11 protein-coding genes are annotated in these 11,959 nt (G+C 70.5%); 5 read left to right on the top strand and 6 right to left on the bottom strand.

Annotated elements, in window-relative coordinates; translation table 11 throughout:
* Positions 1 to 80: 80 nt before the first annotated feature.
* The gene (locus tag ncot_RS02885) at positions 81 to 1,007 is read left to right on the top strand and encodes a DMT family transporter (RefSeq protein WP_168616252.1); all 927 of its coding nucleotides are present in this window, start codon (positions 81 to 83) and stop codon (positions 1,005 to 1,007) included.
* A 193-nt stretch (positions 1,008 to 1,200) separates the two neighbouring features.
* Here ncot_RS02885 and ncot_RS02880 read toward each other — a convergent pair whose 3' ends face one another.
* The 5 genes from ncot_RS02880 to ncot_RS02860 all read right to left on the bottom strand — a co-directional run bounded on the left by ncot_RS02880 (position 1,201) and on the right by ncot_RS02860 (position 5,153).
* Positions 1,201 to 2,475, bottom strand: coding sequence for a C39 family peptidase (locus ncot_RS02880; protein ID WP_168616251.1), 1,275 nt, complete (start codon positions 2,473 to 2,475; stop codon positions 1,201 to 1,203).
* Between the two features lie 131 nt (positions 2,476 to 2,606).
* Positions 2,607 to 2,963 carry a DUF1304 domain-containing protein gene (locus tag ncot_RS02875; protein WP_168616250.1) on the bottom strand — a complete coding sequence of 119 codons (357 nt, stop codon included), beginning with the start codon at positions 2,961 to 2,963 and terminating at the stop codon, positions 2,607 to 2,609.
* A 9-nt stretch (positions 2,964 to 2,972) separates the two neighbouring features.
* A complete protein-coding gene (locus ncot_RS02870; RefSeq protein WP_168616249.1) occupies positions 2,973 to 3,458 on the bottom strand; it encodes a YbjN domain-containing protein in 486 nt (161 codons plus the stop codon).
* Positions 3,442 to 4,698 carry a D-inositol-3-phosphate glycosyltransferase gene (gene mshA / locus ncot_RS02865; protein ID WP_168616248.1) on the bottom strand — a complete coding sequence of 419 codons (1,257 nt, stop codon included), beginning with the start codon at positions 4,696 to 4,698 and terminating at the stop codon, positions 3,442 to 3,444. The genes ncot_RS02870 and mshA overlap by 17 nt, the downstream gene beginning before the upstream one ends.
* 104 nt (positions 4,699 to 4,802) lie before the next feature.
* Positions 4,803 to 5,153, bottom strand: coding sequence for a hypothetical protein (locus tag ncot_RS02860; protein WP_168616247.1), 351 nt, complete (start codon positions 5,151 to 5,153; stop codon positions 4,803 to 4,805).
* Between the two features lie 126 nt (positions 5,154 to 5,279).
* Here ncot_RS02860 and ncot_RS02855 point away from each other — a divergent pair, with 126 nt between their 5' ends.
* The 3 genes from ncot_RS02855 to ncot_RS02845 all read left to right on the top strand — a co-directional run bounded on the left by ncot_RS02855 (position 5,280) and on the right by ncot_RS02845 (position 8,245).
* Positions 5,280 to 6,026 carry an SDR family NAD(P)-dependent oxidoreductase gene (locus ncot_RS02855; RefSeq protein ID WP_168616246.1) on the top strand — a complete coding sequence of 249 codons (747 nt, stop codon included), beginning with the start codon at positions 5,280 to 5,282 and terminating at the stop codon, positions 6,024 to 6,026.
* Positions 6,027 to 6,203: 177 nt separating this feature from the next.
* Positions 6,204 to 6,875: an amino acid racemase gene (locus tag ncot_RS02850; protein ID WP_277345809.1), complete on the top strand. Its 672-nt coding sequence runs from the start codon at positions 6,204 to 6,206 to the stop codon at positions 6,873 to 6,875.
* A gap of 38 nt (positions 6,876 to 6,913) precedes the next feature.
* Entirely contained in the window at positions 6,914 to 8,245 is a 1,332-nt protein-coding gene (locus ncot_RS02845) for an AarF/ABC1/UbiB kinase family protein (RefSeq protein ID WP_240938034.1), read from the top strand.
* Positions 8,246 to 8,355: 110 nt separating this feature from the next.
* On the opposite strand, the gene ncot_RS02835 is transcribed toward ncot_RS02845, so the two are convergent.
* Positions 8,356 to 9,882, bottom strand: a complete 1,527-nt coding sequence (locus tag ncot_RS02835) for a protealysin inhibitor emfourin (protein ID WP_206065112.1) — start codon at positions 9,880 to 9,882, stop codon at positions 8,356 to 8,358.
* A gap of 171 nt (positions 9,883 to 10,053) precedes the next feature.
* Here ncot_RS02835 and typA point away from each other — a divergent pair, with 171 nt between their 5' ends.
* Positions 10,054 to 11,955: a translational GTPase TypA gene (typA, locus tag ncot_RS02830; protein ID WP_168616244.1), complete on the top strand. Its 1,902-nt coding sequence runs from the start codon at positions 10,054 to 10,056 to the stop codon at positions 11,953 to 11,955.
* Positions 11,956 to 11,959: the final 4 nt, after the last annotated feature.

Below are 11,959 nucleotides of genomic sequence, written 5' to 3'. Positions count from 1 at the left end.
CGGGGAAGTACGGCGGGATCTCGCGCATCGGTGTCCGAAAATCGCTCGGCAGGGGCGAGGCCGGTCCCTAGGCTTGTGCAGTGACGACAACACCCGCGCTCCAGCGCACCTGGCTCCCCGGCGCTGCGGCCGCCTTCACCCTCGTCTGCTGGGCCTCGGCGTTCGTCGCGATCCGCCACCTCGGCCACGAGGTCACGCCCGGCGCACTGACCATCGGCCGCCTGGGGATCGCCTCGGTCGTGCTCGGGCTGATGGTCTTCCGCCGGCCCCGGACGTGGCCGAGAGGCGGTGAGTGGGTGCTGCTCGTCGCCTGTGGCGTCATGTGGTTCGGGATCTACAACCTGGCCCTGAACGAGGCCGAGCGGCGCATCGACGCCGGCACCGCCGCCATGTTGATCCAGATCGGTCCCCTGCTGGTGGCCCTGCTGGCCGCGGTCTTCCTCGACGAGCGCCTGACCCGCTGGTTGGTGATCGGCATCGCGATCGGCTTCGCCGGCGTGGCGATCATCGCGCTCGCCAACGACCAGTCCGGCGACCGCGACCTCTGGGGAGTCCTGCTCACCGTGCTCGCGGCGATCACCTACGGCATCGGCGTGGTCTGCCAGAAGCCCCTGACCCGGCGCCTGCACCCCTTCGAGATCACCTTCCTGGCCTGCGTGATGGGCCTGCTCACCGCCTCGCCGTTCACCGGGGAGTTCGTCGACCTGGTCCAGCACGGGAGCACCGAGTCCTGGTTGTGGATCCTCTACCTCGGTGTCTTCCCGACCGCACTCGCGTTCAGCACCTGGGCCTTCGCGTTGACCCACATGGACGCCGGCCGGCTGGCGATCACGACGTTCCTGGTGCCGGTGATCGCCATCGCGCTGGCCGCCGTGCTCCTCGGGGAGACACCGCCCGCCCTCGCGTACGTCGGTGGGTTGCTGTGCGTGGTCGGGGTGCTCGTCTCGCGTCGGCGTACCCGGGTGCGCGAGCCGCTGGTCGACGTACCGGAGGAACAGCCGGTCTGAGGGTCCCGCAGGGCTGCGCGGCGGTCGCGATCACCACGGGAGGAAGTTCGGGCCACGGCCACGACGCCCGAGGCGGTGCGCCGACGTCTCGACGGCGAACTTCCTGCTGAAATGACCGCCCGCCCTCCCGTTCGGCGGCCGAGCCGTCGACGCGATCGAGACTCCTGCGGACGGACGACCGCGTGGAGCAGGACTACCTGGGCGCGCGGACCACGTAGGCGACGCCGCCGGAGCCGCCCAGCCAGGCTCGCTCGAACTGGTCACGACGGTAGGTCCGGCGCACGGTGGAGTTCTCCGGTGCCGCCGGGTCGTTGACGATCACCCGGCCGTCGGCGGTGAAGCCGACGATCACCACCAGGTGGCCCGGCGTCGACGTCAACGGGGATCCGTCGAGGCCGCCGCGCGAGAACGCGATCGAGGTGACCACCGGGATGCCCTTCCGGATCAACCTCTCCGCACCGCGCAGGTCCATCAGCCGGGTGACGAACGCGTCCGTGCCGAAGCTGCCGGCGTACGCCGTGTTGAACGGCCAGTTGCCGGCGCCCTGGTAGCTGTAGTCGTAGGCGTAGCGCGCGGCGTGGTCGACCTGGCCATCGGTCTCTCCGGTCCACGCGTAGTCAGCCGGGGACGGACCGGTGCCGTAGTAGCGCAGCACCATCGCCGTCGACGTCGGAGAGCACCACGCCTCGCCGCCGTTGTCCCACTGCGGGTAGTGGCCCTGGTGGGTCATCTGGGAGAACTTCGGGACGTCCAGCCGCGTCCTCGCCGTCATCGTGGTCGGTGACGTCGCCGGCGTGCGGCTGGTGAAGCTCGCCGCCACGAAGCCTGCCGAGTCGAGGACGGGGGTGGTCGTCGAGCCAGCCGGGCGGAGCAGGGTGAGCCGCACCTGCACCGCGCGGATCCGGCTGGTGCCCTGGCTGACCAGGGTGTCGGTGAGCAGCTTGTTCAGGTCGTCGGTCTGCGCGCCACCCGAGTGACGGTGCATCCCCTGCTCGGCGTGGGTCCAGTCAGCGACCCGGTCCCAGCTGCTGGTGCCGGTGGCGGAACGGGTGCGGATGTTGATGCGGACGAACGTGCCGCGCGGAGCCCGCGCGTTCCACGAGGGGATCACGTTGGTGGCGTCGAACCCGACGGCCTTCCAGGGCGAGACCCAGCGTGCGTAGTCCATCGTGCGGGCCGGCTTGTCGGCGAACGGATCCCGCACCCTCGTCCTGCGGGGGGCGTCGCCGATGCGCATCGAGCCCTTGCGGACCGTGATGCCCTGCTTGGTGCCGTTGTTGAAGTTCTTCGTCGAGCTCCAGCGCTTGGTGAGGACCTGCGCCGACGGCGCCTTCTGGGCCTGGACCGCGACACGCGGCCCGGGGGCAGCTCCGGCCGGCGCCACTGCGGCGGTCGAGAGCGACCCGGCGAGGAGCAGCACGGCGGTCTGGACGGCGATGCGGGACGAGCGACTACGGGGGAAGTCCATGGCCACAAGGGTAAGTGACAGAAGTGACGCGTGGGACGGATCGGGTCAATACACCGGGCCACAGCCCCGGGTCAATGCACCGGGTCAATACACCGGGCCACAGGACCGGGCCGAGGGATCAGGCCAGAGGATCAGGCCTGGGCGAGACCCAGTGCGACCAGCCCCAGCGCAGCCGGCACGGCCTGGATGACGAGGATCTTGCGGCTCACGGTGACCGCGCCGAAGACGCCGGCCACCACCACGCAGGCCAGGAAGAACGCGATGGTCGGCGCATCGGTGCGGACCATCCCGAACACCAGCCCGGCCACGAGGAACCCGTTGTAGAGGCCCTGGTTGGCACCCAACGCCTTGGTCTCCTCGGCGAACTCCGGCGTGAGCCCGAATGCCTTGCGACCGGCCGGTGCAGTCCAGAGGAACATCTCGAGCACCAGGAAGTAGAGGTGCAGGGCCGCCACCAGTGCGACGATCACGTAGGCAACTGTCGTCATGGGCGGAACCTACTCCTGCTCGAGCCACCCACGGAACGCCTCGAGGTTCTTCGTGGACTCACCTCGGGAGATGCGCCACTCCCACTCCTTGCGGATCGAGCTCGCGAAGCCGAGCTCGAGGATGGTGTTGAACGACTCGTCGGCGGTCGCCAGCACCGTGCCGAGCACCCGATCGAGGTCGTCCTCGTTGACCGACGACAGCGGCAGTCGCGCGTCGAGATAGATGTCGCCGTGTCGATCGATGGCGAACGCGACGGCGTACAGCTTGAGGTTCTTCTCCAGCAACCACCGGAAGACACCCTCGTGGTTCTCGTCGGGGTTGCGACAGACGAAGGCGTGAACGCCGAGGGCGTGGGGGCCGAGGTCGAGGCGCACCGGGGTCTGCAGCTTGCGCTCTCCCGGCAACGCGAACGAGAAGATGCCCGGGGAGTCCTCGTCCCACTCGACGTCGTTGTCCTTCAACCAGCCACGGATCACCTCAGCCTGCGGAGACAATCGACTCCTCCTTCATCAGGCCTGCTGCCTTGCGGTACACCTCGAGGGTACGGTCAGCGGTTCGTTCCCACGAGAAGTGCGCGGCCTGCTCGAGCGCGCCGGCGGCGAGCTGCCCGTGCAGCCCCGGCTCCTGGAGCACCCGGCGCAGGGCCAGCGCCCAGTCGCGTGGGTCGTGGGAGGGCACCAGCAGCCCCGAGTGTCCGTCGCGCACGACGGTCGGCAGTCCGCCGACCGCGGCTGCGACCACGGGGGTCCCGGTGGCCTGGGCCTCGACCGCGACCAGCCCGAAGGACTCGTTGTAGGACGGCACCGCGACCAGCGTCGCCGCCCTGAACCAGTCGGCCAGCTCCTCGCGAGCGACCGGGGGCACGAAGCGTACGACGTCGTCGAGGCCAAGGTCGTGGGCCAGCTCGGCAAGTGACTCGGGGTGCTCGAGGCCGGACCCCGAGGGACCGCCGACGATGGGGACGATGAGCCCCGAGCGGAGGGAGGGGTCCTCGTCGAGGAGCACGCGGACCGCGCGGAGCAGCACGTCGGGCGCCTTGAGTGGCTGCAGCCGTCCGGCGAAGAGCAGGACCTGCGCCTCGCCCGGAAGGCCCAGCCGCTCCCGCGCGCCGCTGCGTCGACGGAACACGTCGAGGTCGACGCCGGGATGGACCACCTCGACCCGCGACGGCTCGGCGTCGTAGAGGTTGACCAGCTGGGCGGCCTCGATGTCGGTGTTGGCGATCAGCATGTCGGCGGCCTCGACGACCTGCTCCTCGCCGAGCACCCGGACGCCCGGCTCGGGGGTGTCCCCCTCGGCCAGCGCCTCGTTCTTGACCTTGGCCATGGTGTGCATGGAGTGCACCAGGGGCACGCCCCAACGGTCTCGCGCCAGGGCACCGACCTGCCCGGAGAGCCAGTAGTGCGAGTGCACGGCGTCGTAGTGGCCGGGGAGGTGACCGGCCTCCGCGCGCAGCACCTCACGGGCGAAGACACACATCTGGCCCGGCAGTTCGGCCTTGGTCAGACCCTCGAAGGGGCCGGCGTGCACGTGACGCACGAGGACGTGGTCGTCGACCTCGACCAGCGGGTCGAGGGTGGAGGACGTGGCCCGGGTGAAGATGTCGACCGAGATGCCCCGGGCTGCGAGACGACGGGAGAGCTCGATCACATAGACGTTCATCCCGCCCGCGTCACCGATGCCGGGTTGGTCCAACGGCGAGGTGTGCAGGCTGATCATCGCGATGCGGCTCATCTGCGCGTCGTACCTCCTTCAGGGCCTCAACTCCACGATCACCCGTGATTATTCCGCCGGTGCGGGAGGAGGGTTCGACGCGTCCGCCAGGGGAACGCGAGGCGTCACTTGCTGTGGGAGCCGTGCACGCGAGGCGGGCGCGACCTGCGCCAACGCCAGCCCAGCCCGAGGAAGAGCAGCACCGCCGCGCAGCCGACGACCAGGTCGACCACCTCGACGCCGATCTCGCTGTGGAGGGTGGCCAGCACGGAGCCGGAGAGGGCGACCACGCCCACCCCCACGATGGCCTTCAACCACACCGGCGCCTTCGGGACCAGCATCAGACCGATGCACAGCGCGGCCACGCCGAGCAGGCCGAGCCCGATCCACCGCAGCAGGTCGACGTCGTCGAGGAAGTACTGTGCCACCAGGCACAGCCCACCCAGGATCCCGCACAGGGCAGCCAACGAGCGCACGACAACGCCCTCCCTTCAGTCGACGGACGAGGTGAGTCCCACAGTCTGCCGTTCCGGCCGCTCCGGTGCCACCCTCCCCCCACCCGTCCCGCGGGCTGGCCGTCGGGGGTCGGGCACAATCGGGCCATGAGCACTCGTCGCACTGCCGTCGTCACCGGAGCCTCCAGCGGGATCGGCGCGGCCACCGCGCGCGCCCTGGCCGCGGAGGGCCTCCACGTCCTCTGCGCGGCCCGCCGCACCGACCGGATCCAGGCGTTGGCCGAAGAGATCGGCGGTGTCGCCGTCCCGTGCGACGTCACCGACCCGGCATCCGTGGCCGGCCTGCGCGAGGTGGTCGGGGACGTCCTCCACGTGCTGGTGAACAACGCGGGCGGCGCCTTCGGCTCGGCTCCCGTCGAGTCGGCCGACCCGGCCCAGTGGAAGGCGATGTACGACGTCAACGTGCTCGGCGTCCTCCACGTCACGCAGGCCCTGCTGCCGGCGTTGCGGGCGAGCGGCGACGGGCTCATCGTCAACGTCGGGTCGACCGCGGGGCGGGTCGCCTACGAGACCGGCGCTGGCTACACGGCCGCCAAGCACGCCGAGAAGGTGGTCACCGAGACCCTGCGCCTCGAGCTGGTCGGCGAGCCGATCCGGATCTCCGAGGTGGCGCCCGGCATGGTGCACACCGAGGAGTTCTCCCTGGTCCGCTTCGGCGGCGACCAGGCCAAGGCCGATGCGGTGTACGCCGGCGTGCCCGACCCCTTGGTCGCCGAGGACGTCGCCGACGCGATCGCCTGGGTGGCCACCCGGCCGGCCCACGTGAACATCGACGAGCTGGTGATCAAGCCCCGCGCCCAGGCCGCCCAGCACAAGGTGCACCGCGTCACCTGAGCCTCTTCCCGCCACCGCTCCCGCCACCGCGACCTCCTGCCGCGGCCGCCGCGGCCCGCCGCGGCCCGCAGCGGCCTCGCCCGGGCGGCGTACCCGCCGGCACACGTGCCACGGAGCGGACCCGGGGTGGCCGAATCCACGCCGACACGGGAGACTTCGCGTGTGCAGACCATCGGAATGATCGGCGGCATGAGCTGGGAAAGCAGCGCTGCCTACTACAAGGACCTCAACCTCGGCGTCGAGAAGCGACTCGGGGGCTACTCGTCGGCGAAGACCGTGATGGCCTCCGTGGACTTCGCGGAGGTGACCGCCCTGGGCCAGCGGGAGGACTGGGACGGCGTCGCGCGCATCCTCGCCGACGCGGCGCAGGGAGTGGAGAAGGCCGGCGCCGACTTCCTCATGCTGTGCACCACCACGTTCCACCGGGTCGCCGAGCAGGTCGAGGCGGCCATCGACATCCCCCTGCTGCACCTCGCCGACGTGGTCGCCGAGAACTGCAAGGCCAACCGCGTCGAGACCGTCGCGCTGCTGGGCACCACCTTCGCGATGTCGCGCACGTTCTTCACCGACCGACTGGCCTCCCACGGGCTCGAGGTGCAGGTCCCGGCACCCGAGCACCACGACATGGTCAACGCGGTGATCTACAACGAGCTCGTCCACGGGCAGGTGCTCGACACCTCGCGCCGCAAGATCGTCAAGCTCATCGATGAGCTCTGGGACGGCGGCGCGCAGGGCGTCATCCTCGGGTGCACCGAGCTGGAGCTGCTCATCGAGCAGGCCGACGTCGAGGTGCCGCTCTTCCCGTGCACCACGCTCCACGTGGAAGCAGCGCTCGACCGCGCACTCTGACCGGTTCGGCCAACCCCTGCCCCGATAGGCTCGGCGACGTGGCTGAGGACGACAACCGGAAGATGCGCCAGTCCGCCTTCGGGCGCACGGCTCGACTCGCCACGCTCCCGGTCGGCTTCGCCGGGCGGACGACGCTCGGTGTCGGCAAGCGACTCGTCGGACGGCCCGCCAACCTCGTCCTGACGGAGGTCCAGGCCCGCACCGCCGACCAGATCTTCAAGGTCCTCGGCGAGCTCAAGGGCGGGGCGATGAAGTTCGGCCAGGCGATGAGCATCTTCGAGTCCGCGCTGCCGGACGAGCTGGCCGGCCCCTATCGCGAGGCGCTGACGAAGCTGCAGGACTCCGCTCCCCCGATGTCGGTGCGGATGCTCGAGTCAGTGATGGCCGAGGAGCTCGGCATCGACTGGCGCACCCGCTTCGCCACCTTCGACACCGCACCGGTCGCCTCGGCCTCGATCGGGCAGGTGCACCGCGCCACCTGGGCTGACGGAACCGATGTCGCGGTCAAGGTGCAGTACCCCGGGGCCGCCAAGGCGCTGCGCTCCGACATCAAGCAGATCGGGCGGATGGCGCGCCTGTTCACCGTGCTGGCCCCCGGACTCGACATCAAGCCGCTGCTCGCCGAGCTCGAGGCCCGCATCGCCGAGGAGCTCGACTACTCACTGGAGGCGGCGTCGCAGTCGGTCTTCGCCGAGGAGTTCGCCGATGACCCCGACTTCGTCGTGCCCGCCGTGGTGGAGCACACCTCACGGGTGCTGGTCACCACCTGGATGGACAGCGAGGCGTCGCTGGCGCAGGTGATCAAGGACGGTACGCCGGAGCAGCGCGACCACTTCGGTGGCCTCTACGCCCGTTTCCTGGTCAGCGGTCCCACCCGCACCGGGCTGCTCCACGCCGACCCCCACCCGGGCAACTTCCGGATCCGCTCCGACGGCCGGCTCGGCATCGTGGACTACGGCGCCGTCGCGCGCTTGCCGGACGGCTTCCCGCGCCCGCTGGGCGAGCTGCTCTCGCGCGGCATCTCCGACGACTGGGATGCGGTCGTCGACGGGCTGCGCGAGGAGGGCTTCCTGCTGGCCCGCACCGAGTTCACCCCCGACGACCTGAGCGACTACCTCGGCCCCTTCCTCGACGCCGGACGCGCAGAGACCTTCTCGTTCACCCGGGCCTGGCTGCGCGAGCAGACGGTGCGGGTGGCCACGCCCTCGCAGGAGAACCTGGCCCGGGCGTTCAAGCTGAACCTGCCGCCCGAGTACATGCTGATCCACCGGGTCTGGCTGGGCGGCTTCGGCGTGCTGTGCCAGCTGGAGGCGACCGTGGGGTTCCGGGCCCTGCTCGAGGAGTACGTGCCGGGCTTCGAGCCCGCCTGAGCGGCAACCTCCGCTCCGTGCCGTGATCTGCCTGGCGTGAGCGCTCCGAAACGGACCACTTTTGGCGAGAGGATGGTGCGTTCTGGAGCGCTCACGCGGGTGCTCGCGCGTCAGGACGTCGGATCGGACCTGTCCTCGAGGACCAGGGTCGCCAGCCGCCGCAGGTCGTCGGTCATCTGTGGCTCGGCCAGGGTGACCTCGGTGTCGCCGACGCGGATCACGTAGGAGTACATGTCGGGGTAGCCGCGGCCCGGCTTGGTGGCTCGGAGGTCGACCCGGTCGAGGAGCGACCGCACCTCGTCGACGTGGGCGCCCTGCCCGGAGAGGTCGCAGCGGCCACTCACCGCACGGCCGGTGAAGCCGCCGGTACGGCGCACCTCGACGACCGCGGCCCGACCACCGGGCACGTCTCCGCCGGGCCCACCACCGGGCACGTCTCCGCCGGGCCCACCACCGGGCACGTCGCCGCCGGTGCCACCGCCGGGCACCTCGCCGCCAGTGCCACCACCGGGCACCTCGCCGCCGGGCTCACCGCCGGGCCCACCACCGGGCACGTCGCCGTCGGGCTCACCACCGGGCACGTCTCCGCCGGTGCCACCGGGCACCTTGCCTCGGGATTCACCGGAGACCGCCACTCCCACCGTGTCCCACGCGTCACGCACCGCGTCGGCGTGGTCGCCGGCGGCCTGCACGGTGGCGTCCGCGAAGCCGGCGAAGTCGACCTCGGCGGACACTGCCGACAGCGCCGCCCACCAGATGCGCCCGGCGCCCTCGGCCGAGCTGCCGCCGATCGCCCGCGCGGCCAGCACGAAGGCCCGGTTGGGGATGCCTGAGTTGAGGTGCACCCCACCGTTGTCGTCGGTGGTCTCGACGTAGGCCGACATGTCCGCGCCCTGCGGGTCCTTGCCCAGCACCGGGTCGTCGTACGCCGTTCCGGGGCTCGCCATGTCGCGCAGGCCTCGAGCGGAGACCCCGGGCAGGAAGAGCCCCTCGCCGACCAGCCAGTCGGCCTCGGCCGCCGACTGGCCGCGCACCCGCTGCTTCAGGCAGGCCGCGAAGACGTCGGAGACGGATTCGTTGAGGGCCCCGGACTGCCCTTGGTAGACGAGCCCCGCGACCGACTCGGTGACCGCGTGCGTGAGCTCGTGGGCGAGCACGTCGATCGGCTTGGTGAAGCGGTCGAAGACCTCGCCGTCACCGTCACCGAAGACCAGCTGGGTGCCGTCCCAGAACGCGTTGTCGTAGTTGTGCTCGTAGTGGACCGTGGCGAGGACGCGCGCGGCTCGACCGTCCCAGGAGTCCCGGTCGTAGACCTGGGCGAACATCTCCAACGACGCCTCGAGCCCGGCGTACGCCTCGTCGACGGCCGGGTCGCCGGACTCGACCGCCCCGGACTCGCGCACCACACGACCCGGCAGGGCAGAGCCGTTGTCGGCGGTGTGGATGGTGAATCCACCGGTGGCCTCGACGGCCGCTGACGGCCCACGCCGGGCGGCGCGGAACCGTTCGTCGATGGCCAGGGTGTGGCGGCAGTGGTCGGCGACCGGACGCCCGGGCCCGGTCGTGGCCGACGGTTCGCGGGGTGCGGCGGAGGCGATCTGCGCGAGCAGGTAGGGCGGCACGATGTGACAGCTCATGGCCCCAGTCCTACCCCGGGGCGGTGACATTCGAAAGGGTCTGGAGCGCACCACCACGACGGAAAGTGTGACGCGAACGATTCGGAGCAGACCCCTTTTCGCCCGTAGACTCGGACGGCTGTCCCATGTCCGGGCAGGAAATCCACCGTCAGAAAGCGACACGGCTGCCCCATGTCTGGATCCACCGCACGTCATGACCTCCGCAACGTGGCGATCGTCGCACACGTTGACCACGGCAAGACCACTCTTGTCGACGCGATGCTCCACCAGGCCGGGGCGTTCACCGAGCACCAGGCCGAGGGCGTCGCCGAGCGCGCGATGGACTCCGGCGAGCTCGAGCGCGAGAAGGGCATCACCATCCTCGCGAAGAACACCGCCGTGCACTACGCCGGCCCGGCCGCCGACGGCAAGCCGATGACGATCAACATCATCGACACCCCCGGCCACGCCGACTTCGGTGGCGAGGTGGAGCGCGGCCTGTCGATGGTCGACGGCATCGTGCTCCTCGTCGACGCCTCCGAGGGCCCGCTCCCCCAGACCCGCTTCGTGCTGCGCAAGGCGCTCAACGCCGAGATGCCGGTCATCCTGGTGGTCAACAAGACCGACCGTGGCGACGCCCGCATCAGCGAGGTCGTCGACGAGACCTACGAGCTGTTCATGGATCTCCTCGACGAGTCCCACAGCCAGGACGCCCTCGACTTCCCGGTCGTCTTCGCCTCCGGCAAGGCCGGCATCGCCTCGCTCGAGCAGCCCGAGAACGGCACCCTCCCCGAGGGCAACGACCTCGAGCCCCTCTTCAGGACGATCCTCGACACCATCCCCGCCCCGACGTACGACGAGGGCGCCCCGCTGCAGGCCCACGTCACCAACCTCGACGCCTCGCCGTTCCTCGGGCGTCTCGCGTTGCTGCGCATCAAGCAGGGCAACCTGAAGAAGGGCCAGACCGTCGCCTGGATCCAGCGCAACGGTGACGTCAAGAACGTCAAGATCACCGAGCTGCTGGTCACCGAGGGCCTCGAGCGCAAGCCCGGCGAGTCCGCGGGCCCCGGTGAGATCGTCGCCGTCGCCGGCATCCCCGACATCACCATCGGCGAGACCTTGGCCGACCCGGAGAACCCGGTCGCCCTGCCGCTGATCCACGTCGACGACCCGGCCATCTCGATGACCATCGGCACCAACAACTCCCCGCTGGTCGGCAAGGGCGGCAAGGGCCACAAGGTCACCGCCCGCCTGGTCAAGGACCGCCTCGACTCCGAGCTGATCGGCAACGTCTCGCTCCGCGTCCTGCCCACCGAGCGTCCCGACGCGTGGGAGGTGCAGGGCCGCGGCGAGCTGGCCCTGGCCATCCTCGTCGAGCAGATGCGTCGCGAGGGCTATGAGCTGACCGTCGGCAAGCCGCAGGTGGTCACCCGTGAGGTCGACGGCAAGGTGCACGAGCCGTTCGAGCGCCTGACCATCGACGCCCCCGAGGAGTTCCTCGGCACCATCACCGAGCTGCTGGCCAACCGCAAGGGCCGCATGGAGGGCATGACCAACCACGGCACCGGCTGGGTGCGCATGGAGTTCGTCGTGCCGGCCCGCGGGCTGATCGGCTTCCGGACGGACTTCCTCACCGAGACCCGCGGAACCGGCATCGCCCACCACATCTCCGAGGGCTACTTCCCGTGGGCCGGCGAGATCCGCTCGCGCAACAACGGCTCGCTGGTCGCCGACCGCAAGGGTGCCGCCACGGCGTACGCGATGACGAACCTGCAGGAGCGCGGGATCCTGTTCGTGGAGCCCACCACCGAGGTCTACGAGGGCATGATCGTCGGCGAGAACTCGCGCGCCGACGACATGGACGTCAACATCACCAAGGAGAAGCAGCAGACCAACATCCGCTCCGCCACCTCCGACAACTTCGAGAAGCTGATCCCGCCGAAGCGCCTCTCCCTCGAGCAGTGCCTGGAGTTCTGCCGCGAGGACGAGTGCGTCGAGGTCACCCCCGAGACGGTGCGGATCCGCAAGGTCGTGCTCGACGCCCACGAGCGGGCCAAGACCGCCTCACGGGCCCGCAAGGCCAACCAGGGCTGACCTC

The organism is Nocardioides sp. JQ2195 (genome assembly GCF_012272695.1).
GTDB lineage: Bacteria > Actinomycetota > Actinomycetes > Propionibacteriales > Nocardioidaceae > Nocardioides.
This window is presented reverse-complemented; position numbering and strand designations above follow the sequence as displayed.

Excerpts from the sequence above, each read along its gene's own strand:
- ncot_RS02855 (WP_168616246.1), top strand. The coding sequence starts at position 5,280 with ATGAGCACTCGTCGCACTGCCGTCGTCACCGGAGCCTCCAGCGGGATC.
- ncot_RS02850 (WP_277345809.1), top strand. The coding sequence starts at position 6,204 with ATGATCGGCGGCATGAGCTGGGAAAGCAGCGCTGCCTACTACAAGGAC.
- ncot_RS02835 (WP_206065112.1), bottom strand. The coding sequence starts at position 9,882 with ATGAGCTGTCACATCGTGCCGCCCTACCTGCTCGCGCAGATCGCCTCC.
- mshA (WP_168616248.1), bottom strand. The coding sequence starts at position 4,698 with ATGAGCCGCATCGCGATGATCAGCCTGCACACCTCGCCGTTGGACCAA.
- typA (WP_168616244.1), top strand. The coding sequence starts at position 10,054 with ATGTCTGGATCCACCGCACGTCATGACCTCCGCAACGTGGCGATCGTC.
- ncot_RS02880 (WP_168616251.1), bottom strand. The coding sequence starts at position 2,475 with ATGGACTTCCCCCGTAGTCGCTCGTCCCGCATCGCCGTCCAGACCGCC.
- ncot_RS02875 (WP_168616250.1), bottom strand. The coding sequence starts at position 2,963 with ATGACGACAGTTGCCTACGTGATCGTCGCACTGGTGGCGGCCCTGCAC.